This window comes from Escherichia sp. E.sYA108, from assembly GCF_011754335.1.
Classification (GTDB): Bacteria; Pseudomonadota; Gammaproteobacteria; order Enterobacterales; family Enterobacteriaceae; genus Escherichia; species Escherichia coli.
The window spans coordinates 88,773-114,061 of sequence record NZ_JAAQVZ010000001.1 but is presented as its reverse complement, the minus strand read 5'-3'; the positions used below and the strand labels follow the sequence as shown (position 1 = coordinate 114,061).

Sequence of the window (25,289 nt, the reverse complement as noted above, 5' to 3'; positions counted from 1 at the left end):
TTGTTTCCATTTCGTCGTAACGTTCTTGCATTTGCCGCTCTGTTGGCGCTCTCCTCCCCCGTAATTGCTGGCAAACTTGCCATCGTCATTGATGATTTTGGGTATCGCCCGCACAACGAAAACCAGGTGCTGGCGATGCCTTCCGCTATCTCCGTCGCTGTATTACCCGATTCACCGCACGCCAGAGAGATGGCGACCAAAGCACATAACAGCGGTCACGAAGTGTTGATTCATCTACCGATGGCACCACTGAGTAAACAGCCGCTGGAGAAAAATACGCTACGCCCGGAGATGAGCAGCGACGAAATTGAGCGCATTATTCGTAGTGCGGTCAATAACGTGCCCTATGCCGTGGGGATCAACAACCACATGGGCAGCAAGATGACCTCTAACCTGTTTGGTATGCAGAAAGTGATGCAGGCGCTGGAGCGTTACAATCTTTACTTCCTCGACAGCGTAACCATCGGTAATACCCAGGCGATGCGCGCCGCGCAAGGCACTGGCGTGAAGGTGATCAAACGGAAGGTGTTCCTCGACGATTCGCAAAATGAAGCGGACATCCGTATGCAATTTAATCGCGCAATTGACCTGGCACGTCGCAACGGTTCAACCATTGCCATTGGACATCCTCACCCTTCAACGGTACGCGTGCTACAACAGATGGTTTATAACCTGCCGCCAGACATTACGCTGGTGAAAGCCAGCAGCTTGTTGAATGAACCGCAGGTTGATACGTCTACACCGCCGAAAAACACTGTGCCCGACACACCGCGTAATCCATTCCGTGGCGTGAAGCTGTGCAAACCGAAGAAGCCGATAGAACCTGTTTATGCTAATCGCTTCTTTGAAGTATTAAGCGAAAGCATCAGCCAGAGCACGCTGATCGTTTACTTCCAGCATCAGTGGCAAGGCTGGGGCAAACAGCCCGAATCGGCAAAACTTAACGCTAGCGCAAATTAAAGGCGCTACGCGTAATGCGATGGTGCGACCGCGTTTTGTCGCGCCATTGCCATAAGCGGAAAGACCACAGTAACGCCTGGTAACCCACCTTCACGCTGCGCACATTGGTAATCAGGCGCTTATACATACCGGAAGTAAATATCTCAGCAATCATCCGTTGGCGGGTAATAATATCCGGCTCTTTGCGCACCGCATGGCAAACACGCAATGCTTCGTAAGTTATTTGCTGATGAAATTCCGGATAAATCGTAATTTTGTCGGCATAATTTCGATTTAATTTCTCCAGCAGGCGGGTAATCTTAATATAGTGACGTTGATAATTAAGGTTTTTATTCCCTTGTCTATGCAACCGACTCACTGACGTATTATGCAGATAATATTTATATAATGATTGCTCGGTATATCGCGCACGCAGCGCGTTAAACATAAATTCTGTTGTCCAGACAATATCCTGATGATGTAATCCGGCAATAAATTTAATGTTATTTTTAACAATAACATCGCGGCGATAAACCCCCATCCAGACCACGTGTGTCCAACGGCGGGAAGAAAGTCCCATCCGCAGCCAGTCCGGACCAGTTAATACACCGGTTGAGCGAAGGCGATCGGTAGGGATGGATTGCCAGGTTTCACCCGTTTCACGAAAACACCAATCAGCGTTGCACTGCGCCACGTCGAGGTCGTCCTCTAACGCCATGGTCATCAGCGTTTCGTACATGGTGGGATAGACCTCATCGTCAGCATCGACAAAAGCGACATATTTTCCCGTTGCCACTTCAATCCCACGATTACGCGCCACCGATGCGCCAGAATTCGCCTGATGCAACAAACGAACGTGCGGATAGTTTTCTGCGTAATGCTTTGCTATTTCAACAGAATTATCCGTTGAACCATCGTTAATAATAATGATTTCCAGAGCAGTCCATGTTTGCGTAATTAAAGATTCCATACAAGTGCGGAAATCATCGCCCGCATTATATAACGGAATAATAACACTAAGTTTATTGGTGCTGTTCATCATAAATTACCGACGACCTCTGAAGTTATCCTGACGTTTTACAGGCTTTGTATTAAGAAACTATTAAGCCTGTGAGATATTATTTTTACCGGTGAGAGAGTCACGTCAGGGTAGAGAGATAATGAGAGCAGCTATATAAGAGATCAGCGCAATTACGATATCTTGATTACACTGACAGGATTTTACATATTTAACGGATTATCCTCAGGCAAAAGGGCTGGAATACCAGCCCTTGTTCGTGTTAATCCCAGCTCAGAATAACTTTCCCGGACTGGCCCGAACGCATAGCGTCAAAGCCCTTCTGGAAATCATCGATAGAGAAACGATGGGTAATGATCGGCGAGAGATCGAGGCCAGACTGAATCAGCGCCGCCATCTTGTACCAGGTTTCAAACATCTCACGACCGTAAATACCTTTAATGAACAAGCCTTTAAAGATTACTTTGGTCCAGTCGATAGACATATCGGACGGTGGAATACCCAGCATCGCAATACGACCGCCGTGGTTCATGGTGTCGAGCATGGTACGAAACGCTGGCGGCGCACCGGACATTTCCAGACCGACATCAAAGCCTTCGGTCATGCCCAGTTCTGTCATCACATCATTAAGGTTTTCTTTAGCGACGTTAACCGCACGGGTGATACCCATTTTGCGTGCCAGCTCAAGGCGGTATTCGTTAACATCAGTGATCACCACATTGCGTGCACCAACGTGTTTCGCCACCGCCGCAGCCATAATACCTATCGGACCTGCACCAGAGACCAGCACATCCTCGCCAACCAGATCGAACGACAGCGCGGTATGCACAGCGTTACCGAAGGGATCAAAAATGGAAGCCAGGTCGTCGGAGATATTGTCCGGGATTTTGAAGGCGTTGAACGCCGGAATCACCAGATACTCGGCGAAGCAGCCCGGACGGTTAACACCGACGCCGATCGTGTTGCGGCACAGATGGGTACGACCGCCACGACAGTTGCGACAGTGACCGCAGGTGATATGGCCTTCGCCAGAAACGCGATCGCCAATCTTGAAGCCTTTCACTTCCTGACCAATACCTACCACTTCACCGACATATTCATGGCCCACGACCATCGGCACCGGGATGGTTTTTTGCGACCACTCATCCCAGTTATAGATGTGAACGTCAGTCCCGCAGATGGCTGTTTTACGGATTTTAATCAGCAGATCGTTATGCCCGAGTTCCGGTACAGGAACGTCGGTCATCCAGATGCCCTCTTCCGCTTTCAGTTTGGATAACGCTTTCATCTCACACCCTCAGGCGATAACGCCCAGTTGTTTACCAATACGCGTGAATGCTTCTACTGCACGCGTAATTTGCTCAGGGGTATGCGCCGCAGACATCTGGGTACGAATACGCGCCTGACCTTTAGGAACGACCGGATAGAAGAAACCGGTGACGTAAATGCCCTCTTTTTGCAGCTCACGGGCAAATTTCTGCGCCACTACCGCATCGCCAAGCATGACGGGAATAATGGCGTGATCGGCTCCCGCCAGGGTAAAGCCCGCCGCCGACATTTGCTCACGGAACTGACGCGCGTTCGCCCACAGACGGTCACGCAGCTCGCTACCCGCTTCGACCATCTCCAGCACTTTGATGGATGCGGCGACAATCGCCGGTGCCAGCGAGTTGGAGAACAGGTACGGACGAGAACGCTGGCGCAGCCACTCAACCACTTCTTTGCGCGCCGCGGTATAACCACCAGAAGCCCCGCCCAATGCTTTACCCAACGTACCGGTAATGATGTCTACACGCCCCATCACATCGCAGTATTCATGGGAACCACGACCATTTTCACCGACAAAACCGACCGCGTGGGAGTCGTCTACCATCACCAGGGCATCGTATTTATCTGCCAGATCGCAAACGCCCTTCAGGTTGGCAATCACGCCGTCCATCGAGAACACACCATCGGTGGCAATCAGCACATGACGCGCACCGGCTTCACGCGCTTCTTTCAGACGTGCTTCCAGCTCCTGCATATCGTTGTTGGCATAACGATAGCGTTTGGCTTTACACAGACGCACACCATCAATAATAGACGCGTGGTTCAGTGCGTCGGAGATAATGGCGTCCTCCGCGCTCAGCAGCGTTTCAAACAGGCCACCGTTAGCATCAAAGCAGGAAGAGTAGAGAATCGCATCTTCCATCCCCAGGAATGCCGCCAGTTTTTGTTCAAGCTCTTTATGGCTGTCCTGGGTACCGCAAATAAAACGCACCGAAGCCATGCCGAAACCGTGAGAATCCATTCCCGCCTTTGCCGCCGCAATCAGATCCGGATGATTCGCCAGTCCGAGATAGTTGTTGGCACAAAAGTTAATGACGTGGCTTCCATCAGCCACAGTGATATCTGCTTGCTGCGCAGACGTAATAATGCGCTCTTCTTTAAACAACCCTTCCGCCCGTGCGGTTTCCAGATCGTTGGTTAACTGCTGATAAAATTCTCCACGCATTGCGATTCTCCAGACAGGGCAAATTCCAGCACATATTACCCAAACTTATAGGTCGCGACGAGATGACGCGTTAACACTTCTGCAAAATTCAGGATAAATAACGTCCAGCCCCCTCACTTTTGGTGAATGGCTGAAGCCAACGTCATGTAGTGATATGATAGAAGTATTCGTGTCTGAGATTGTCTCTGACTCCATAATTCGAAGGTTACAGTTATGATCATCGTTACCGGCGGCGCGGGCTTTATCGGAAGCAACATCGTTAAAGCCCTGAATGATAAAGGCATCACCGATATTCTGGTGGTGGACAACCTGAAAGACGGCACCAAGTTTGTGAACCTGGTGGATCTGGATATCGCGGACTATATGGATAAGGAAGACTTCCTGATCCAGATTATGGCTGGCGAAGAGTTCGGCGATGTCGAAGCGATTTTCCACGAAGGCGCGTGCTCTTCCACCACCGAGTGGGACGGCAAGTATATGATGGATAACAACTATCAATACTCCAAAGAGCTGCTGCACTACTGTCTGGAGCGCGAAATCCCGTTCCTGTATGCCTCTTCCGCAGCCACTTACGGTGGACGCACCTCCGACTTTATTGAATCCCGCGAATATGAAAAACCGTTGAATGTCTACGGTTACTCAAAATTCCTGTTTGATGAATATGTTCGCCAAATCCTGCCTGAAGCGAACTCACAGATTGTTGGCTTCCGTTATTTCAACGTTTATGGACCGCGTGAAGGCCATAAAGGCAGCATGGCGAGCGTCGCTTTCCATCTCAACACCCAGCTTAATAACGGTGAATCACCGAAGCTGTTCGAAGGTAGCGAGAACTTCAAACGTGACTTCGTCTATGTGGGCGATGTGGCAGATGTAAACCTGTGGTTCCTGGAAAATGGCGTTTCCGGCATCTTCAACCTCGGCACCGGTCGTGCGGAATCCTTCCAGGCAGTAGCAGATGCTACGCTTGCTTATCACAAGAAAGGCCAGATCGAATACATTCCGTTCCCGGATAAACTGAAAGGCCGCTACCAGGCGTTCACTCAGGCAGATCTGACGAATCTGCGCGCGGCGGGTTACGATAAACCGTTCAAAACCGTTGCCGAAGGCGTAACGGAATACATGGCCTGGCTGAATCGTGACGCATAAGAGCTCTGCATGAAAATACTGGTGATCGGCCCGTCTTGGGTTGGCGACATGATGATGTCGCAAAGTCTCTATCGCACGCTCCAGGCGCGCTATCCCCAGGCGATAATCGACGTGATGGCACCGGCATGGTGCCGTCCATTATTATCGCGGATGCCGGAAGTTAACGAAGCGATCCCTATGCCTCTCGGTCACGGAGCGCTGGAAATCGGCGAACGCCGCAAACTGGGTCATAGTCTGCGTGAAAAGCGCTACGACCGCGCCTACGTCTTACCTAACTCCTTCAAATCCGCATTAGTGCCTTTCTTCGCAGGTATTCCTCATCGCACCGGCTGGCGCGGCGAGATGCGCTACGGTTTACTCAACGATGTACGCGTGCTCGATAAAGAAGCCTGGCCGCTAATGGTGGAACGCTATATCGCGCTGGCCTATGACAAAGGCGTTATGCGTACCGCACAAGATCTGCCGCAACCATTGTTATGGCCGCAGTTGCAGGTGAGCGAAGGTGAAAAATCATATACCTGTAATCAATTTTCGCTCTCATCAGAACGTCCGATGATTGGTTTTTGCCCGGGTGCGGAGTTTGGTCCGGCAAAACGCTGGCCACACTACCACTATGCGGAGCTGGCAAAGCAGCTGATTGATGAAGGTTATCAGGTGGTTCTGTTTGGCTCGGCGAAAGATCATGAGGCGGGCAATGAGATTCTTGCCGCTTTGAATACAGAGCAGCAGGCATGGTGTCGGAATCTGGCGGGAGAAACACAGCTTGATCAAGCGGTTATCCTGATTGCAGCCTGTAAAGCCATTGTTACTAACGATTCTGGTCTGATGCACGTTGCGGCGGCGCTCAATCGTCCGCTGGTTGCCCTGTATGGACCAAGCAGCCCGGACTTCACACCACCGCTATCCCATAAAGCACGCGTGATCCGCCTGATTACCGGCTATCACAAAGTGCGTAAAGGTGACGCTGCGGAGGGTTATCACCAGAGCTTGATCGACATTACTCCCCAGCGCGTACTGGAAGAACTCAACGCGCTATTGTTACAAGAGGAAGCCTGACGGATGCGGGTTCTGATCGTTAAAACATCGTCGATGGGCGATGTTCTCCACACGCTGCCCGCACTCACTGATGCCCAGCAGGCAATCCCAGGGATTAAGTTTGACTGGGTGGTGGAAGAAGGGTTCGCACAGATTCCTTCCTGGCACGCTGCCGTTGAGCGAGTTATTCCTGTGGCAATACGTCGCTGGCGTAAAGCCTGGTTCTCGGCTCCCATAAAAGCTGAACGCAAAGCGTTTCGTGAAGCGCTACAAGCAAAGAACTATGACGCAGTTATCGACGCCCAGGGGCTGGTAAAAAGCGCGGCGCTGGTGACGCGTCTGGCGCATGGCGTAAAGCATGGAATGGACTGGCAAACCGCTCGCGAACCGTTAGCCAGCCTGTTTTACAATCGTAAACATCATATTGCAAAACAGCAGCACGCCGTAGAACGCACCCGCGAACTGTTTGCCAAAAGTCTGGGCTATAGCAAACCACAAACCCAGGGCGATTATGCTATCGCACAGCATTTCCTGACGAACCTGCCTACAGATGCTGGCGAATATGCCGTATTTCTTCATGCAACAACCCGAGATGATAAACACTGGCCGGAAGAACACTGGCGAGAATTGATTGGTTTACTGGCTGATTCAGGAATACGGATTAAACTTCCGTGGGGCGCGCCGCATGAGGAAGAACGGGCGAAACGACTGGCGGAAGGATTTGCTTATGTTGAAGTATTGCCGAAGATGAGTCTGGAAGGCGTTGCCCGCGTACTGGCCGGGGCTAAATTTGTAGTGTCGGTGGATACGGGGTTAAGCCATTTAACGGCGGCACTGGATAGACCCAATATCACGGTTTATGGACCTACCGATCCGGGATTAATTGGTGGGTATGGGAAGAATCAGATGGTTTGTAGGGCTCCGGGGAATGAGTTGTCTCAATTGACAGCAAATGCTGTTAAGCAATTCATTGAAGAAAACGCTGAAAAAGCTGCCATGATTTAAATTACAACTCTTTAATAGATAATTTTGAAATAAAATCAGCTTCCTTGCTGATTTTATTTCACATATTCATTACTTATCTAATAAACATTGGTCCGATTGTACTTTAAAATAAGCACAAAGCAATATTATGGTGACAAACACAGCAGTCGGAACCGGTTTAGAAAAGAGTATTACATCACTTAGGCCTACTACCAGTAGTGAAAAAAGCAAGATTAAAATATAAGGTTCTTTAGCAGTTCTTAAGGCATATATGAATATTGCTGAAAAGGCTAAAATTGTTAATGCTACTCCAGGAATACCACGCGTTGATAACGTATCTATGAGATCGTTATGCAAATGAGAATCTACAAAGGGTAAAGCACCACTTAATCTAGGCTCTTTCTCTTCTAGTTCATGTATTTTTTCCGCACGTTTTTCCAGTGATTGTCCTATTGGAGAATATGTTTTTAAACCAACTTCATACATTGCCAGACGGGCACCGACTGAAGTTCTGGTGTTATCATGCGAATAATTAACTAAATCCCTATTTAAGTCATTCATTCTCGTAAGTAATGTATCTTTAAAAGAAAATACACCTGCTAATAATGCAATCGCAATAAAACAATATAACTTATAATTAATTCGCTTATTAATATAACTATCCATTACGATTAATAGTAACGCAAAGAATGGAAACACTAATATGGCTGCACGCGTTTCAGTTACTATAACAGCACATAAGCTAAGCATGAAGTTAATTGTATATAATGTTGTTTTATGTCTAAAGTCGGATTTTAAAATGAGAATTGATGCCAGTAAAGAAGGGAAAAGGATGATGTAGCCTGCTGTTGTAGCGTGGGAAGCTGATAATGCAACACGGTCGACGTTTAAATAGAAATGTTGCCACATGGCATGCGCAAAAAAAAGTAACTGCGTTGCCAAGGATGCGAACAGAATTAGTTTCCCAAATTTTATTTTGGTTCTCATCTCATCTTTAGCAAAAAGAACTAAGAAAATAAAAGCACTACACAAGGCAATTTTTCCAGTTTCCATTGGGCCACGATATGCATTGGTATAAACCGAGCCTGAAACTTTATAATGTGAATACCAGATGATATTAACGATACCCAAAAGACATAATGAGATGAAAATTAACAAAGTAGGATTATTAGTTATTGTTTTTTTTGGTGTCGCTAGAAAATATAATGCAGATATAATTCCAGCTGCATGAAGAAACTTTGTTGCAACATCATCCCACAAAGACAAAGTCATTAAAGACAACATACATAATATGAGAATTAAAGACTTGACACCAGAGTTAATTTCATTCCAACAAAACGACATATAATTTCAACCTATGCTACGAGGATGGGTTATTTAATGCAAGACCTAACGTTTATTCTTTTTTCTATTTACCAGTCTTACCATCCTCCAGAGAATATAGTTTTTTGATGCTAATATCTTTGCTCGCCTCTTATCTCTCTTGCCAAGAAGATTACAATCTTTCAATTCTTTTTCATTGCTTTCAACTAATTGATTTAATAATTCAAAATCGCCATTAAGTAGAACATTCCATAAATAACGAGTTTTATGATAAGTTCTATTTTTACTCAATAATGTATGAATTTCTTCTTTCCGGTTACCTTTGTATAACTGCATCACAGAAGAGTAGATTCTTTCGTGCGCAAATGACTCATGTCGATAATGAGTGATGGTTCTACATGAGTTCATTAAGGAATTTTCTCTATAGTTATGCTTATACATATAATATGGAACCGCATACATATCGCATGTAATTAGCAGTCGATAGATAAAATCCAGATCTTCTCCTAGTCGTAAATCTTCATCAAAAAAAAGATTATTATCTTCCAGGAGTTGTTTTCTTATAAACAAGCATCCTATATGGAATCTGACCTTTTTATAAAAAAAATCGAAAAGTAAAGACCCTTCATTAAAATCTGTATTTATAGGTGAGTAAGTAACACCATTTTTTATATGATGGCCATAAAGCCCACAATAAATCGCATCCCCTCCCGTCTCATGTTGTCTGGAATACATCTTCAGCAGATAGTTAGGATCTATCTCATCATCATCATCCATAAAACATATAAACTGTCCTTGCGCCTTGCGGATACCTGTATTCCTGGCAGACGAAACACCGCCATTTTCTTTATTGATAATAATTAATCGAGAGTGGGTTAACCCATACTCTCTCAAAACACTTGATGTGTTATCTTTAGAACCATCATTAACAATAACAATTTCAAAATTTGGGTAAGTTTGTTTTTCTAATTTCGTTAGAGTTTCAGTAATGTAATCAGATGAATTATACGTCGGTATTATTATGGATACTAAAGGGTAATCATTGCTCATCGTGTTCTCTTGCCTGAACTAATAAAATATTATAGTACTCATCCTTAATTATTATTGTAACTCAGACATCCATGATTTTTATTATTGCCCAAATAGTTTTCTTTTATACTTATTTAATTTGAATTTAATGAAGTAAATAAAAGCGTTAAACGTATCACCATTTTTCTTTGCATGTTGGTATTTCACTTGATACTGCTTTTCATTCGTGGCTGGAATAAACGCCACATCATTCCAGCAAGAAACCTGATAAGCCTCATTAAAATACTTCTGGCAGGGATAATTCGTCCAGTCGTTCCAGGGCTTCGTTACGCCAACATAATGAATCAGCTTAGTATCATCGGTAATGGTCTTTTTATAATCTTCATCGCTTTTATTTTTTAACTCATAGTCAATGCCATAAAAGCAATCATAATCGCCGCTAATAAAAATACAATGACTAAAGAACAGAATATTTAAAATATCCTGATCAAGGCATTTATATTTCGTGTGCTGCGGGTCACTTGCCAGCATAGCAATGGCTTTATTCATAAAATCATTTTTCGCCCATGCTTCAAGCTGCAGATATACTACACCGGCGTTGAAATAATTCCCTGGAAGTCCCTCTATAGCCAGACGCTTCGCTGGTTTTTCCTGCATAAAAGGCACATCTTTAATAACAGCCGCGAACTTATCGCCATCAAAATTAATATCAAGCAATCCAGCTAATGAGCCTTTACAGATGACATCAGCATCGATATATAACAGATTTTCAATAGTTTCACTCAGATACTGGAACGCAACTAAACGGAAGAATGTTGCATAAGACCACTGTTTCAGGCTGGGGAAGATATCAATAAAGGCACTGGATACTTTATAAATTCTTACTTCAACGTTAGCATTTTTGCTGGTAAAAGCATTAACACGTTGTAGATAATCTTCATCAATGTAGTCAGTAAAGAGATGAAACTTAACCGCAAGGTCCGGGTTATGCATAACAACTGATTGCATAGATACTGCCGCACCAAATAAAAAGTTGCGGTCAATACCGTAAGCGATATTTAACACACGATCGGTGTTAGCAATTTCCCCAGAGACAGCGACTTCAGTAATACTCTCAGCTAATAAATCCATGTTGGTTCCGTTTTGACTGTGTGGTTTACGCTTTGCCTTTTAATTTTTTAATAAATTTGCGTAGTTTGGTTCTGTAGATTACTGAATAGTAGCCATAATCTTTTATTTCGTTGGCAATACCCAGGTGACGTTCCATGGCCAGACGATCACGGGCTTTCCGCTCTGCCGTACAGCTTTTACCGGATAGGTCAATTATCCTGACACCATCTTTACTAACGATAAAGTTACCCCGGTGTGGGTCGCCCGATAGCATATTTAAGGCATGCAATTTTTCCATTGAAGCCTTAATTTCTGCTTTAACATCTTCTGGAATAATCGGCATATCATTGAGCTCTACGCCCTCGACATACTCGATAAGCATGATAAAAACACTGGCATAGTTGAAAATTTTACGCTCAGCCAGAAAATAAAAATCATTAGGAAAAGTAAGACCTGCACTTCTGACACGATCGGTTTCAACGATCAAATTCTGATAGTAGTCACCTTTTACAAAAGATTTTAAAAAACGTTCATTCCTTTTCGTTTTCGGGGCAAAGACTTTAAAAACATAGCGACCATATTTCGTATCAATCAACGATACTTTGGTATCATCAATATTACGTAATACTTTTACTGTTTTAAAATTATAGGCCAGTATTTCATCAAAGATTTCTTTATATTTATTATCGTTATCTTTGTAATAAAATGAGAAGCCGCGATAGCGTATACTTGTAATCATAAGAGTAATTTATTTCTTAAGCTTGTACTTAATTAATGAAGTTATACCTTTAATATACTCACCATGGGCAAACAGATGCTTATATTGTTTCTGCATTTCTGCAACAGTCCGCGCCTCTTTAAGAGGATATTTCTTCCAGGGAGATTGTTCACGCGCGATATTAAAGTATGATGCAGACGGATATCCAGCCCAGCTATGCCATGGTTTAGTTATCCCTGTATAGTGAATCAATACTGTTTTATCGGTAATGGTTTGCTGATACTTTCGATGACTACGATCATGAAGTTCGTTTTTCAGGGTATAAATAGTATCAAAATCCTTCGCGAGGTAGATATTATTCATATTAAATGCGATATTCAACGCATCCTGATCTAAATATTTAAGAGAGCCATATTTAGTTTCCCCTCGTAAAAGCGTGAGTAAATACGGTGTCAAATTTGCTTCATGCCATTTTTTAAGATTGACATAGATAACGCCTGCATTGAAATAACGTCCATTCATTCCGGGAATGTTAAGACGTTTTGCACATGCCGCCTGAGTACTATCATTGTCAGGAATAACCGCAGCAAACTCATCTTTAAATATAATTTTTGTGAGAGGTTTCAGACTTCCTTTACAAACGACATCGGCATCCAGATACAGCAGTGTGGAAATACTTTCACTCAGATATTCAAAGGACAATACCCTGAAGTATGTCGCGTACGACCAAAACTGTGACGTCGGCAGATCAGCAAAGTATTTTGGGTCAATTAAATATACAATAATTGAGGTATTAAATTGTTTTGCTGTTTCATTAAATGACTTTAAATAATCATCATCCACATAATCAGTGAAAACATGAAAGACAAAATTAATATCTGAATTATTAATCAAAACGGAAGAAATTGAAACGCCAGCACCATACAAAAAATTCTTATCGATACCGTAGGAAACATTTAGCTCTGGGACGTTTTCTTTTTTATTATCTGCTAAATACGAAAACCGTTCTTTTATAAATTCATTCATTTAACTTTTCTCAATGTCATTTTATTATCTTTAAATAAAAATAATAAATATAATTCATTATCCCGTTAATTGGTTTATTTTGTTTAAAATTATGCTTAGCGCAATAACGAGCATAATTTGAGTTCATTGGCCGCATTAACGGTTCATTTTTCCAGGGCGATGCTTCTTTGCCTTTGATAAATGGCTGCGCGCTTGGATAACCGGCCCAGTAATGCCAGGGTTTTGTCGGGCCGACATAATGAATTAATACGGTTTCATCATTAATTGGACAAATAAATGATTTTTTTAATTCATAATTTAAACTAAATTGCGTATTGTATTTAGCATCAATGAATTTAACTTTCCCTAACAGGATAAGATTAAGTATATCTTGATCCATATAGGTTAAACGGGAAACGACGGCTTTATCAGCAAGCATCGACATCGCTTTAGCAGAAACGGACTCCTGCGCCCACGCTAGTGTATTAATTAACAGGACACCTGAATTAAAGTAACCCTTTTCAAGTTCATTACACTGCAGACTTTGAGCTCGTAATGACCACCAGTTAGCATCGCGTTCAGTAACAACAGCAGCAACGTTATTGGCAAGATCCATTGTTATCAGCGGCTTTAAGTTTCCCTGACAGGCGATATCAGCATCCAGGTACAGGATCTTATCTTGTTGATCAATAAAGTAATCTGCAATTACAAAACGGAAATACATGGCAATAGACCAATTTTTGGTCGTCGGTAATGCCTTAAGCCGTTCACAATTCACCAGATGGATCTGGATACAGGTATGATAGCTTTTCGCTAATTGGGATAAACGCTGGATATCGGCTTCAGGGATATCATCAATAAAAACGTGGAAAACAAAACTCACGTCGTTGTTATGTAACAAAACTGACGTGATTGAAACACCACAACCAAAAAGAAAGTTCTGATCAATGCCATAAGCAACATGGAATGATGATGCCACTGACACCGCTGGCCTTTCATCGAAGATGATTGTCTTATTGATCATCTCTTGTGGATTAAAATAGTGGGCACTCATATTTCTCTCCGGAAATTACAACGATTTTCGAATCGTTCTTTCCCTGATTTTTGTGGCTTTTGCTTCTGCTTGCGACAGCAGCCCTTGTTCCTGCTTGAGAATGTCTTTAAGCGGGGCAGAAAAATACACCTTCATGAACCGCCAGATATCCCGTTGAGTCAGGCCAATATTCATCGAAGAAAAATAAAGTCCAATAAGATCTTTATCGCGCCAACGACGTGGAACGCGCGTGCGAAGCTGCGCCCGGTGCAGGTCAATTACTGAAATTTTTAACTCCTCTTCCTTACCGGAAAAAGGCAAGTGCAGCAGGAAATGACAGATATAACAGTCACGGTGGTTAATGCCCGCAGCATGCATATCGCGCACCATCGTCGCGACACGCTTAATAAGCATACGCTTTACGCGAACATCTGGTGGGTTGGTCGCCCAGTCAGCACAGTAATCTTCCAGACTGATGGTTGGTGTCAGATCTTCGGTAATAATAAACGAGGTTCTGGTCAGCGGATTAATGCCTTTTTCGCCGAATGCCACCCCATACATAGTATCAACGCCGACATCCCGCAGTCGATGAATCGCATTCCATTCGCGGTCTGCGCCTAATACTGGCATCCGCAATGAGAGTAAATTTTTGATTATCTCTTTCAGGGTCGTGCCGCGATGCCATTTGAGAAAATAGCTTTTGCCCGCCATTTCAAAGCGCAGAGTGCGGCGAGTTTCCAGTTCACGAAATACCTCACCCTGCAAGGTTTTAACTTCCTCAAAAGGATCTTTACCGCGCCATAACGTGGCAAACGGCTCTTTAAGTTCAACCATCCAGACCACCCGTTATGATGTCCGCCGCTTTCTCTGGCAGACTGTATAAATCTTGTGTATCAGCATAATGTCGCGCATTTTCCGCCCAGGCCTGGCGCAATGAAGATTGCGTTAACGCTTTGCGTAAAATCTCATTCAATGTTTCCTGGCGGAATGGCTCAGCAATAGCCTCGCCGCAATTGGCGTCGACAATATAATGCGCATAGCCACAAACGGCTGTTGTTAGTACCGGTAATCCTGCAGTTATCGCTTCCAGCAGTACAATTCCCGCGGCTTCCTGGTAGGCAGGATGAAGTAATAAATCCGCCGCCGCCATTAATTCCGAGACATCGTTGCGCCCCGAGAAGAAGTGAACATTACTGCGCACGCCGCGTTTTTCTGCCAGCGCCTCAAATTTTCGCGGTTTATCCTGCCCAACAACATATAGTAATGTGTTGTGGCGCAGCGAATCCGGTAACGAAGCAAGTGCTTCAATGGAACGATCGACACCTTTACGCGTGAAGTCTGAACCAACCTGCAACAATAAATATTGTTGTTCGGTTATTCCATTCTTCTTACGGAAGATTTCACGGCTATTGGCTGGCTGCTGGCTATATTTACGATCAGGATAAATCCCCGGAGGCAGAATATGAAAACGCTCCGCTTCAGTCTGATAATGTTTCTGGAAATCGGCGATTTGCTTATCTGTCAGCATCAGCAGCTGTGTCGGCTTGCCCTGTTCGAAGGTTGCCCGCTCAAAGGCGGCATAATGGCGATAACGTGACGTCAGGCGATAGAAAAAGCCTTTCTCCTGCGCTACTTTCTCGGCATAACAAACATCAGCGGCATAATAAACGTCCAGCCCCGGCATTTTATTAAATCCAACGACTCTATCGACGGGGTGTTCACGTAAATGTTTTTGCACCCAGGCAAAATATTCCGCATTGCGCCCGTGATTGGTATGCGATTTAACCGGCACTTTGATCAGTTCAAATACATCAGGGCATTCGCCTTCCCACGACTGGGTATAAACCCGAACATGATGACCTCGGGCGGCAACTGTCTGAGCAATACGCATAAAATCGCGCTGCAAACCGCCAAAGGGAAAATATTTATATAAACAAAAAGCAACGATCATAACGACGTACCTGTCGTGGAGGAGGGAAGTAATTTATCGACAGCTGCAATGACATCTGCCGCCGGAATAACCGAAAGATACATCTCATTTCGGTCACGCTGATCGCGCGTTGGCATTTCCCGGTAATCTCCCGCCCAGAATTGAATCATGTTATTTGACCAGGGACGCCAGAAAATATGGTCTGTCGCACCAAACAGCGATATCAGCGGCGTATTAACTGCAGCGGCAATATGCGCCGGTGCGGAATCAACGCCAATAAACAGCTGCGCATGATCGATTAACGCACCAAGTTCCGGGAAGGTCACCTTTCCGGCCAGCGCCGTTACTGGTGGCGTCTGGCATCCCTGCGCAATTTCATTGACGCAGGCCAGATCGTCTTTATCTGGGCCGGACGTCAGAACGACTTCATAACCACGAGCATGTAAGGCATCAATCACAGCGGAAAACTTGGCGTTGTCCCAACATTTGAAGATTTGCCGCGCCGTAGGTTGGATAACCACATAATTTTGTCCAACACCAGCGTGATCAAGTTCGCGACGCATACGTTTCCAGCTTGCAGGCGGGTAACTCATGGTTGTCTGCTTCACCAACGATTCAAGTCCCAATGGCGTCAGCACGGATAAGTTACTTTCCACCACATTTCCACCCTGCAACGGCACCAAATGAGTGAAACTATTACGCCAAAAAGCAGACTGCCGATGATGATAATCCTGGGAAATTTTCACACGGGCATTTAATAAGCGAACCAGTATAGCAACCATCCATTGATCGGTAAGATTAACGATAAGGTCATACTTATTGGCACGTAATACCTTGATGAGATAAAAAAAGTTGGCAATTTTTTCTGAGGCTTTTGCTTTTTTATTTTTTATGCCGTAGAGCGCGTTAATCTCTGGATTTTCAGACAGGATCGGGATGGTGTCCTGATAAAGCAGCACATCGATTTTTGCGTCAGGGTAATTTTTTTTCAGCGAACTAATGACGGGAGTAGTTAATAACATATCCCCATGAAAACGCATCTTAATGAGCAAAATTCTTCGAAATGGCTTATCCACAAGTAACTCTTTTTGTTGAGATTATCCGATTAAGGTGAAGCAGAAAAAGCACGCTACCGCCCCAGGCTCAACAGCTACCTGAATACTGATACCGCACTGATATTGACGCGCTAGTGTATCACTTCTTTCGCGGCAATCCGACTCGAATGATTTTTAAGCACATTGTTGATTTTCAATAAAGAAATCAATCAAATAAAATCATTAGCAACCATATTCTTTTACTGTTGCTCTGCGATTCCTTCCTGCACGTACTGCAGAAATCAATGAATCGCATAAAAATACAAAAAAAGTATAGATGTTCAGCAAGAATTGGCGGGTAAATTGCTATTTAAGTCAAAAATGGGAAAAGTAATGGTAAAGCCACAGCTAAATACATAGAATCCCCAGCACATCCATAAGTCAGCTATTTACTATGCTCGAATTGCTTTACACCGCCCTTCTCTACCTTATTCAGCCGCTGATCTGGATACGGCTCTGGGTGCGCGGACGTAAGGCTCCGGCCTATCGAAAACGCTGGGGTGAACGTTACGGTTTTTACCGCCATCCGCTAAAACCAGGCGGCATTATGCTGCACTCCGTCTCCGTCGGTGAAACTCTGGCGGCGATCCCGTTGGTGCGCGCACTGCGTCATCGTTATCCTGATTTACCGATTACCGTAACAACCATGACTCCAACCGGTTCGGAGCGCGTACAATCGGCTTTCGGGAAGGATGTTCAGCACGTTTATCTGCCGTATGACCTGCCCGATGCACTCAACCGTTTCCTGAATAAAGTCGACCCTAAACTGGTGTTGATTATGGAAACCGAACTATGGCCTAACCTGATTGCGGCGCTACATAAACGTAAAATTCCGCTGGTGATCGCTAACGCGCGACTCTCTGCCCGCTCGGCCGCAGGTTATGCCAAACTGGGTAAATTCGTCCGTCGCTTGCTGCGTCGTATTACGCTGATTGCCGCCCAAAATGAAGAAGATGGTGCTCGTTTTGTGGCGTTGGGCGCAAAAAATAATCAGGTGACCGTTACCGGTAGCCTGAAATTCGATATTTCTGTAACGCCGCAGTTGGCTGCTAAAGCCGTGACGCTGCGCCGCCAATGGGCACCACACCGCCCGGTATGGATTGCCACCAGCACTCATGAAGGCGAAGAGAGTGTGGTGATCGCCGCACATCAGGCATTGTTACAGCAATTCCCGAATTTATTGCTCATCCTGGTACCCCGTCATCCAGAACGCTTCCCGGATGCGATTAACCTTGTCCGCCAGGCTGGACTAAGCTATATCACACGATCTTCAGGGGAAGTCCCCTCCACCAGCACGCAGGTTGTGGTTGGCGATACGATGGGCGAGTTGATGTTACTGTACGGCATTGCCGATCTCGCCTTTGTTGGCGGTTCACTGGTTGAACGTGGTGGGCATAATCCGCTGGAAGCGGCCGCACACGCTATTCCGGTATTGATGGGGCCGCATACGTTTAACTTTAAAGACATTTGCGCGCGGCTGGAGCAGGCAAGCGGGCTGATTACCGTTACCGATGCCACTACGCTTGCAAAAGAGGTTTCCTCTTTACTCACCGACGCCGATTACCGTAGTTTCTATGGCCGTCATGCCGTTGAAGTGCTGTATCAAAACCAGGGCGCACTACAGCGTCTGCTTCAACTGCTGGAACCTTACCTGCCACCGAAAACGCATTGAGGTTGTTATGCAAAAACGGGCGATTTATCCGGGTACTTTCGATCCCATTACCAATGGTCATATCGATATCGTGACGCGCGCCACGCAAATGTTCGATCACGTTATTCTGGCGATTGCCGCCAGCCCCAGTAAAAAACCGATGTTTACCCTGGAAGAGCGTGTGGAGCTGGCACAGCAGGCAACCGCGCATCTGGGGAACGTGGAAGTGGTCGGGTTTAGTGATTTGATGGCGAACTTCGCCCGTAATCAACACGCTACGGTGCTGATTCGTGGCCTGCGTGCGGTGGCGGATTTTGAATATGAAATGCAGCTGGCGCATATGAATCGCCACTTAATGCCGGAACTGGAAAGTGTGTTTCTTATGCCGTCGAAAGAGTGGTCGTTTATCTCTTCATCGTTGGTGAAAGAGGTGGCGCGCCATCAGGGCGATGTCACCCATTTCCTGCCGGAGAATGTCCATCAGGCGCTGATGGCGAAGTTAGCGTAGCGTTTATGCCGGATGGTATGCCATCCGGCTCGCATCAATTACTTCTGGCACTGCCGACAATAAAACGTTGCCCGCTGCGCATGTTTAGTCGCCACAATCGGCGTACCGCACACCCGACACGGCTCGCCTTTTCGCCCGTAAACCTGCAATTCCTGCGCGAAATAGCCCGGTTTACCATCACTTTGCAGAAAATCTTTCAGAGTTGTACCACCCTGCTCAATCGAACGCAGCAACACCGCTTTAATCACCCGAGCTAACAATTCACACTCTGCCAGCGACAGTGATGACGCCAGCCGATCCGGATGGATCCCCGCAGCAAACAGAGATTCGCTGGCATAGATATTCCCTACGCCTACCACCAGCTTGTTATCCATCAGCCATGGTTTAATCGCCGTTTTTTTCTTCTCGCACTTCTGATGCAGGTACTCACCGTTGAAATCGTCGCTAAGCGGCTCCGGTCCAAGATGGGCCAGCACGTTGTGCCCTTCCAGCTCTTTGGTCCACAGCCAGGCACCAAAGCGGCGCGGATCGGTGTAGCGCAGCACTTTACCGTTGCTCATCACCAAATCAACATGGTCATGCTTTTCAGGGGGAAGTTCTTCTGGAAGGATGCGCAGGCTGCCAGACATCCCCAAATGAATGATAATCCAGCCCTCAGGCAGCTCCAGCAGCAGATATTTAGCCCGCCGCTGCACGCTAAGCACTGGTTGGTCGCTTAAACGGTAGATCTCTTCTGAAACCGGCCAGCGCAAGCGTCCGTTGCGCACCACCGCATGAAGAATGGTTGCACCAACGAGATGCGGTTCTATGCCGCGGCGGCTGGTTTCAACTTCGGGTAATTCAGGCATAGCATCTCCAGGAATGAACAGATGCAGTCAATATGGGGGCAGGCAGATAACAAAAAACCCCGCCGGGGCGAGGTTTTTCGTTACATCAAAGCAAAAATTATTTGATTTTCGCTTCTTTGTAGATCACGTGCTGGCGAACAACTGGATCGAATTTTTTCAGTTCCAGTTTTTCCGGCTTAGTACGTTTGTTCTTCGTAGTGGTATAGAAGTGACCAGTACCAGCAGAAGAAACCAGCTTGATTTTCTCACGAATACCTTTAGCCATGATTTATTTCCTCTAAGTACTTAGTACTTTTCGCCACGGGCACGCAGTTCAGCCAGAACTGTATCGATGCCTTTTTTATCGATTACACGCATACCTTTAGCAGATACGCGCAGGGTGACAAAACGCTTCTCGCTCTCAACCCAGAAACGGTGAGAGTGCAGGTTCGGCAGGAAACGGCGTTTAGTCGCGTTCAGTGCGTGGGAACGGTTGTTACCGGTCACCGGACGCTTGCCAGTAACTTGGCAGACTCGGGACATGTCTATTCTCCAAAAATCAAATTAGCTCGAGCTTCGTATGGGGTATTGGCGCCTCGTCAGGCTTTACAGCCCGGTCATCGCAGTTCTATGTGAACTCTCGATTGCCAGGCCCAAATGCCAAACCCGAGATTCTCAAAGGTGGCGTAGTATACGCTGACTCAGCGATGTGCTCAAGTCCCGAACAGACAAAGATCCCGAAGGATCGCGCATAGCGGGTTAAATCCAGCCGCGTTCGGCAAAAGAAACATACTCTCCACGCCCAATCACGATATGGTCGAGCACGCGTAAATCCATGAACTGACAACTCTTTATTATCCGTTCAGTAATGAGTTTATCCGCTTTACTGGGTTCAGCACAACCCGAAGGGTGATTATGCGCAAGGATCAGCGCCGAGGCGTTTATTTTTATCGCTTCGCGGATAATTTCCCGAGGATGGACTTCAACATGGTTTAGCGTGCCGGAAAAAAGACGGCTATGCGTTATAACCCTGTGTTGGGAGTCGAGAAAGATCACCATAAAGATCTCCCGCTCCTCGCCCGTGAGCTGGCTTTGTAAAAATTCCCTCGTCATCTCCGGGCTGAGTAAAGGGCTTTCTTCACGCATCCGTACGTTGTAGTAACGCCGCGCCAGTTCGGCAATCCCCTTTAACTGGGCGAATTTCGCCACGCCAATTCCATGAACGCCACTAAATTGCTCATATTCAGAGGTTAACAAGCCATAAAGAGAGCCGAAATTCTCCAGCATCTCTTTTGCCAGGGTTAATACATCTTTACCGCGCGTTCCGGTACGCAGAAATAGCGCCAGCAGCTCGACATCCGTTAAGGCGCTAATACCAAACTTCAGCATTTTTTCGCGCGGCATCAACAGCTGTGCATTGTTTTTCACCTTCACCTCCTTTGTGGTGCTCGCATCCTGTCATAGCCGTTCCTTTAAATCGACGGCCAGTTTTCAATCCTGGAAAGCGCCTCGCAAAGTGAATCTCAGGTGAAGGCACGACAACAAAAGTATTGTGATAAAATCGCCAACTTCTGGTGTCACCCAACAGGAAAAATCATCATGAGCCTGGCCGGTAAAAAAATCGTTCTCGGCGTTAGCGGCGGTATTGCTGCCTATAAAACCCCTGAACTGGTGCGTCGTTTGCGCGATCGCGGGGCCGATGTCCGCGTAGCCATGACCGAAGCGGCAAAAGCCTTTATCACCCCACTTAGCTTGCAGGCGGTTTCTGGTTATCCCGTTTCCGACAGTCTGCTGGACCCGGCAGCCGAAGCCGCTATGGGCCATATTGAGCTGGGTAAATGGGCTGATTTAGTGATTCTCGCCCCTGCCACGGCAGATTTAATTGCCCGTGTTGCTGCCGGAATGGCGAATGACCTGGTATCGACGATTTGTCTGGCTACACCTGCGCCTGTAGCCGTGCTCCCCGCCATGAACCAGCAGATGTACCGTGCCGCCGCCACGCAGCATAATTTAGAGGTGCTTGCCTCACGTGGTTTGCTCATCTGGGGGCCAGACAGCGGCAGTCAGGCTTGTGGTGATATCGGCCCAGGACGAATGCTCGATCCGTTAACTATTGTGGATATGGCGGTAGCGCATTTTTCGCCCGTCAACGACCTGAAACATCTGAACATTATGATTACCGCCGGTCCGACGCGTGAACCGCTCGATCCCGTGCGTTATATCTCTAATCACAGCTCCGGCAAGATGGGTTTTGCTATCGCCGCCGCAGCAGCCCGTCGTGGCGCGAACGTCACGCTGGTATCAGGTCCGGTTTCGCTACCGACGCCACCGTTTGTTAAACGTGTTGATGTAATGACTGCGCTGGAAATGGAAGCCGCCGTGAATGCATCTGTACAGCAGCAAAATATTTTTATCGGTTGCGCCGCCGTGGCGGATTATCGCGCAGCTACCGTGGCCCCAGAAAAAATCAAAAAGCAGGCCACGCAGGGTGATGAATTAACAATAAAAATGGTTAAAAACCCCGATATCGTCGCAGGCGTTGCCGCACTAAAAGACCATCGACCCTACGTCGTTGGATTTGCCGCCGAAACAAATAATGTGGAAGAATACGCCCGGCAAAAACGTATCCGTAAAAACCTTGATCTGATCTGCGCGAACGATGTTTCCCAGCCAACTCAAGGATTTAACAGCGACAACAACGCATTACACCTTTTCTGGCAGGACGGAGATAAAGTCTTACCGCTTGAGCGCAAAGAGCTCCTTGGCCAATTATTACTCGACGAGATCGTGACCCGTTATGATGAAAAAAATCGACGTTAAGATTCTGGACCCGCGCGTTGGGAAGGAATTTCCGCTCCCGACTTATGCCACCTCTGGCTCTGCCGGACTTGACCTGCGTGCCTGTCTCGACGACGCCGTAGAACTGGCTCCGGGTGACACTACGCTGGTTCCGACCGGGCTGGCGATTCATATTGCCGATCCTTCACTGGCGGCAATGATGCTACCGCGCTCCGGATTGGGACATAAGCACGGTATCGTGCTTGGTAACCTGGTAGGATTGATCGATTCTGACTATCAGGGCCAGTTGATGATTTCCGTGTGGAACCGTGGTCAGGACAGCTTCACCATTCAACCTGGCGAACGCATCGCCCAGATGATTTTTGTTCCGGTAGTACAGGCTGAATTTAATCTGGTGGAAGATTTCGACGCCACCGACCGCGGTGAAGGCGGCTTTGGTCACTCTGGTCGTCAGTAACACATACGCATCCGAATAACGTCATAACATAGCCGCAAACATTTCGTTTGCGGTCATAGCGTGGGTGCCGCCTGGCAAGTGCTTATTTTCAGGGGTATTTTGTAACATGGCAGAAAAACAAACTGCGAAAAGGAACCGTCGCGAGGAAATACTTCAGTCTCTGGCGCTGATGCTGGAATCCAGCGATGGAAGCCAACGTATCACGACGGCAAAACTGGCCGCCTCTGTCGGCGTTTCCGAAGCGGCACTGTATCGCCACTTCCCCAGTAAGACCCGCATGTTCGATAGCCTGATTGAGTTTATCGAAGATAGCCTGATTACTCGCATCAATCTGATTCTGAAAGATGAGAAGGACACCACAGCGCGCCTGCGTCTGATCGTGTTGTTGCTCCTCGGTTTTGGTGAGCGTAATCCTGGCCTGACTCGCATCCTCACTGGTCATGCGCTAATGTTCGAACAGGATCGTCTGCAAGGGCGCATCAACCAGCTGTTCGAGCGTATTGAAGCGCAGTTGCGTCAGGTATTGCGTGAAAAGAGAATGCGTGAGGGTGAAGGTTACACCACCGATGAAACCCTGCTGGCAAGCCAGTTGCTGGCATTTTGTGAAGGTATGCTGTCACGATTTGTCCGCAGCGAGTTTAAATACCGCCCGACGGATGATTTTGACGCCCGCTGGCCGCTAATTGCCGCACAGTTGCAGTAAGATGACGCCGGATGACTTTTCATCCGGCGAGTTTCGTTAAACGCCAAACTCTTCGCGATAGGCCTTAACCGCCGCCAGATGTTCCGCCATTTCTGGCTTCTCTTCCAGGTAAGCAATCAGGTCTTTCAGGGTGATGATAGAGATCACCTTGCAGTTGTAATCACGCTCAACTTCCTGAATCGCCGAAATTTCGCCGCGCCCGCGTTCCTGACGATCAAGCGAAATCAACACGCCTGCAAGCGTCGCGCCATTGGCCTGAATAATTTCCATCGACTCGCGAATCGCCGTTCCGGCGGTGATCACATCATCTACCAGCATTACGCGTCCTTGTAACGCGCTACCAACCAGATTACCGCCTTCACCGTGGTCTTTTGCCTCTTTGCGGTTAAAGCAGTACGGCAGGTCAAGGTCATGATGCTCCGCCAGCGCCACGGCGGTAGTGGTGGCAATCGGGATCCCTTTGTAAGCAGGGCCAAACAGCAGATCGAACTCAATGCCGGAATCCACCAATGCTTCAGCGTAAAAACGGCCTAACAGTGCCAGATCGCGCCCGGTATTAAACAGCCCGGCGTTGAAGAAATAGGGGCTTTTGCGCCCGGATTTCAGCGTGAACTCGCCAAACTTTAACACCTGCTTGCTAAGCGCAAATTCAATAAACTGGCGCTGATATGGTTTCATGCCTTCGCTCCTCATCTTACTTTTCTACAGACAAAAAAAAGGCGACTCATCAGTCGCCTTAAAAATCAGTTTGCCAGCGCCGCCTTCTGCGTCGCTACAATGGATTCGATTCCCCCTCGGGCCAGCGCCAACAAGGTGAGTAACTCTTCGTGGGTGAACGGTTCGCCTTCTGCCGTCCCCTGCACTTCAATGATACGCCCGTCTTCGGTCATCACTACGTTCATGTCGGTCTCTGCGGCAGAGTCTTCAACATATTCCAGATCGCAAACCGCTTCACCGTTCACAATCCCGACAGAGACCGCGGCTACCATCCCTTTCATTGGATTAGTTTTCAGCTTGCCGTTTTCCACCAGCTTCTGTAGCGCATCTGCCAGCGCCACGCAGGCACCCGTAATCGAAGCGGTACGCGTGCCACCATCAGCCTGAAGCACGTCGCAGTCCAGCGTAATGGTGAACTCACCCAGTGCTTTCAAATCTACTGCCGCGCGAAGAGCACGGGCGATCAGACGCTGGATTTCCATTGTGCGTCCACCCTGCTTACCTTTCGCCGCTTCACGCGCGTTACGGGTATGGGTAGAACGTGGCAGCATACCGTACTCTGCGGTGATCCAGCCCTGGCCCTGACCTTTCAGGAAGCGCGGCACGCCTTCTTCAATAGAGGCGGTACACAATACTTTGGTATCGCCAAATTCGACCAGCACCGAGCCTTCTGCATGTTTTGTATAGTTACGAGTCAGGGTAACGGGACGCACCTGATTATTGCTACGGCCTGCTGGACGCATATTGAAATCTCCGGCTTGAAACAAAT

27 protein-coding genes are annotated in these 25,289 nt (G+C 46.9%); 9 read left to right on the top strand and 18 right to left on the bottom strand.

Features of this window, described 5'->3' with window-relative positions:
- Positions 1–960 (top strand): divergent polysaccharide deacetylase family protein, encoded by a 960-nt coding sequence (locus HBM92_RS00555; protein WP_000483824.1) that lies wholly within the window; start codon positions 1–3, stop codon positions 958–960.
- On the opposite strand, the gene waaH is transcribed toward HBM92_RS00555, so the two are convergent.
- From waaH to kbl, 3 genes are all read right to left on the bottom strand, one after another.
- Positions 947–1,981 carry a UDP-glucuronate:LPS(HepIII) glycosyltransferase gene (gene waaH, locus HBM92_RS00550; protein ID WP_000982107.1) on the bottom strand — a complete coding sequence of 345 codons (1,035 nt, stop codon included), beginning with the start codon at positions 1,979–1,981 and terminating at the stop codon, positions 947–949. The genes HBM92_RS00555 and waaH overlap by 14 nt on opposite strands.
- 238 nt (positions 1,982–2,219) lie before the next feature.
- The gene (gene tdh / locus HBM92_RS00545) at positions 2,220–3,245 is read right to left on the bottom strand and encodes an L-threonine 3-dehydrogenase (RefSeq protein WP_000646018.1); all 1,026 of its coding nucleotides are present in this window, start codon (positions 3,243–3,245) and stop codon (positions 2,220–2,222) included.
- A gap of 9 nt (positions 3,246–3,254) precedes the next feature.
- A complete protein-coding gene (kbl, locus tag HBM92_RS00540; protein ID WP_001213845.1) occupies positions 3,255–4,451 on the bottom strand; it encodes a glycine C-acetyltransferase in 1,197 nt (398 codons plus the stop codon).
- Between the two features lie 213 nt (positions 4,452–4,664).
- Between kbl and rfaD the strand changes: the two genes are divergently transcribed.
- From rfaD to rfaC, 3 genes are read left to right on the top strand one after another with little or no spacing between them, the layout of a single operon-like run.
- Positions 4,665–5,597 carry an ADP-glyceromanno-heptose 6-epimerase gene (gene rfaD, locus HBM92_RS00535; protein ID WP_000587750.1) on the top strand — a complete coding sequence of 311 codons (933 nt, stop codon included), beginning with the start codon at positions 4,665–4,667 and terminating at the stop codon, positions 5,595–5,597.
- 9 nt (positions 5,598–5,606) lie between these two features.
- Positions 5,607–6,653: an ADP-heptose--LPS heptosyltransferase RfaF gene (gene rfaF, locus HBM92_RS00530; protein WP_000699223.1), complete on the top strand. Its 1,047-nt coding sequence runs from the start codon at positions 5,607–5,609 to the stop codon at positions 6,651–6,653.
- A gap of 3 nt (positions 6,654–6,656) precedes the next feature.
- Complete coding sequence (gene rfaC / locus HBM92_RS00525) at positions 6,657–7,637, top strand: lipopolysaccharide heptosyltransferase RfaC (protein ID WP_001264595.1); 981 nt, start codon at positions 6,657–6,659, stop codon at positions 7,635–7,637.
- A 69-nt stretch (positions 7,638–7,706) separates the two neighbouring features.
- Here the strand turns inward: rfaC and HBM92_RS00520 are convergent, their stop codons facing one another.
- The 9 genes from HBM92_RS00520 to rfaQ form a co-directional block, all read right to left on the bottom strand.
- On the bottom strand, positions 7,707–8,960 hold the full coding sequence (locus tag HBM92_RS00520; protein ID WP_001304976.1) for an O-antigen ligase family protein: 1,254 nt from the start codon (positions 8,958–8,960) through the stop codon (positions 7,707–7,709).
- Between the two features lie 45 nt (positions 8,961–9,005).
- Positions 9,006–9,989 carry a glycosyltransferase family 2 protein gene (locus HBM92_RS00515; RefSeq protein ID WP_000064025.1) on the bottom strand — a complete coding sequence of 328 codons (984 nt, stop codon included), beginning with the start codon at positions 9,987–9,989 and terminating at the stop codon, positions 9,006–9,008.
- A gap of 81 nt (positions 9,990–10,070) precedes the next feature.
- Positions 10,071–11,099 carry a UDP-galactose--(galactosyl) LPS alpha1,2-galactosyltransferase gene (locus tag HBM92_RS00510; RefSeq protein ID WP_000364803.1) on the bottom strand — a complete coding sequence of 343 codons (1,029 nt, stop codon included), beginning with the start codon at positions 11,097–11,099 and terminating at the stop codon, positions 10,071–10,073.
- Positions 11,100–11,124: 25 nt separating this feature from the next.
- Positions 11,125–11,817 carry a lipopolysaccharide core heptose(II) kinase RfaY gene (gene rfaY / locus HBM92_RS00505; RefSeq protein WP_000633082.1) on the bottom strand — a complete coding sequence of 231 codons (693 nt, stop codon included), beginning with the start codon at positions 11,815–11,817 and terminating at the stop codon, positions 11,125–11,127.
- A gap of 9 nt (positions 11,818–11,826) precedes the next feature.
- Positions 11,827–12,822 (bottom strand): glycosyltransferase family 8 protein, encoded by a 996-nt coding sequence (locus HBM92_RS00500; RefSeq protein ID WP_001001736.1) that lies wholly within the window; start codon positions 12,820–12,822, stop codon positions 11,827–11,829.
- A gap of 16 nt (positions 12,823–12,838) precedes the next feature.
- Positions 12,839–13,855 (bottom strand): lipopolysaccharide 3-alpha-galactosyltransferase, encoded by a 1,017-nt coding sequence (gene waaO / locus HBM92_RS00495; protein ID WP_001272747.1) that lies wholly within the window; start codon positions 13,853–13,855, stop codon positions 12,839–12,841.
- 15 nt (positions 13,856–13,870) lie between these two features.
- On the bottom strand, positions 13,871–14,668 hold the full coding sequence (gene rfaP, locus HBM92_RS00490) for a lipopolysaccharide core heptose(I) kinase RfaP (protein WP_001304977.1): 798 nt from the start codon (positions 14,666–14,668) through the stop codon (positions 13,871–13,873).
- The gene (locus HBM92_RS00485; RefSeq protein WP_000634259.1) at positions 14,661–15,785 is read right to left on the bottom strand and encodes a glycosyltransferase family 4 protein; all 1,125 of its coding nucleotides are present in this window, start codon (positions 15,783–15,785) and stop codon (positions 14,661–14,663) included. Before HBM92_RS00485 ends, rfaP begins: the two co-directional genes overlap by 8 nt.
- The gene (rfaQ, locus tag HBM92_RS00480; protein WP_000360415.1) at positions 15,782–16,840 is read right to left on the bottom strand and encodes a lipopolysaccharide core heptosyltransferase RfaQ; all 1,059 of its coding nucleotides are present in this window, start codon (positions 16,838–16,840) and stop codon (positions 15,782–15,784) included. The genes HBM92_RS00485 and rfaQ overlap by 4 nt, the downstream gene beginning before the upstream one ends.
- Positions 16,841–17,252: 412 nt before the next feature.
- Here rfaQ and waaA point away from each other — a divergent pair, with 412 nt between their 5' ends.
- Both waaA and coaD read left to right on the top strand, forming a co-directional pair.
- Positions 17,253–18,530, top strand: a complete 1,278-nt coding sequence (gene waaA, locus HBM92_RS00475; protein ID WP_000891564.1) for a lipid IV(A) 3-deoxy-D-manno-octulosonic acid transferase — start codon at positions 17,253–17,255, stop codon at positions 18,528–18,530.
- A 7-nt stretch (positions 18,531–18,537) separates the two neighbouring features.
- The gene (gene coaD, locus HBM92_RS00470) at positions 18,538–19,017 is read left to right on the top strand and encodes a pantetheine-phosphate adenylyltransferase (protein WP_001171873.1); all 480 of its coding nucleotides are present in this window, start codon (positions 18,538–18,540) and stop codon (positions 19,015–19,017) included.
- Between the two features lie 38 nt (positions 19,018–19,055).
- On the opposite strand, the gene mutM is transcribed toward coaD, so the two are convergent.
- From mutM to radC, 4 genes are all read right to left on the bottom strand, one after another.
- Positions 19,056–19,865, bottom strand: a complete 810-nt coding sequence (gene mutM, locus HBM92_RS00465; protein ID WP_001114542.1) for a bifunctional DNA-formamidopyrimidine glycosylase/DNA-(apurinic or apyrimidinic site) lyase — start codon at positions 19,863–19,865, stop codon at positions 19,056–19,058.
- 97 nt (positions 19,866–19,962) lie between these two features.
- Entirely contained in the window at positions 19,963–20,130 is a 168-nt protein-coding gene (gene rpmG, locus HBM92_RS00460; RefSeq protein WP_001051798.1) for a 50S ribosomal protein L33, read from the bottom strand.
- 20 nt (positions 20,131–20,150) lie between these two features.
- Positions 20,151–20,387 carry a 50S ribosomal protein L28 gene (gene rpmB, locus HBM92_RS00455; protein WP_000091955.1) on the bottom strand — a complete coding sequence of 79 codons (237 nt, stop codon included), beginning with the start codon at positions 20,385–20,387 and terminating at the stop codon, positions 20,151–20,153.
- 216 nt (positions 20,388–20,603) lie between these two features.
- On the bottom strand, positions 20,604–21,272 hold the full coding sequence (radC, locus tag HBM92_RS00450) for a RadC family protein (RefSeq protein ID WP_001297375.1): 669 nt from the start codon (positions 21,270–21,272) through the stop codon (positions 20,604–20,606).
- A 171-nt stretch (positions 21,273–21,443) separates the two neighbouring features.
- On the opposite strand from radC, the gene coaBC reads away from it, so the two are divergent.
- The 3 genes from coaBC (at position 21,444) to slmA (ending at position 23,803) form a co-directional block, all read left to right on the top strand.
- Positions 21,444–22,664 (top strand): bifunctional phosphopantothenoylcysteine decarboxylase/phosphopantothenate--cysteine ligase CoaBC, encoded by a 1,221-nt coding sequence (coaBC, locus tag HBM92_RS00445; RefSeq protein WP_000050139.1) that lies wholly within the window; start codon positions 21,444–21,446, stop codon positions 22,662–22,664.
- Positions 22,642–23,100, top strand: coding sequence for a dUTP diphosphatase (gene dut / locus HBM92_RS00440; protein WP_000976070.1), 459 nt, complete (start codon positions 22,642–22,644; stop codon positions 23,098–23,100). Before coaBC ends, dut begins: the two co-directional genes overlap by 23 nt.
- 106 nt (positions 23,101–23,206) lie before the next feature.
- Positions 23,207–23,803 (top strand): nucleoid occlusion factor SlmA, encoded by a 597-nt coding sequence (gene slmA, locus HBM92_RS00435; RefSeq protein WP_000818603.1) that lies wholly within the window; start codon positions 23,207–23,209, stop codon positions 23,801–23,803.
- 36 nt (positions 23,804–23,839) lie between these two features.
- Here the strand turns inward: slmA and pyrE are convergent, their stop codons facing one another.
- A complete protein-coding gene (gene pyrE, locus HBM92_RS00430) occupies positions 23,840–24,481 on the bottom strand; it encodes an orotate phosphoribosyltransferase (RefSeq protein ID WP_000806177.1) in 642 nt (213 codons plus the stop codon).
- A gap of 65 nt (positions 24,482–24,546) precedes the next feature.
- On the bottom strand, positions 24,547–25,263 hold the full coding sequence (gene rph / locus HBM92_RS00425) for a ribonuclease PH (RefSeq protein WP_001247093.1): 717 nt from the start codon (positions 25,261–25,263) through the stop codon (positions 24,547–24,549).
- Between the last annotated feature and the right edge of the window lie 26 nt (positions 25,264–25,289).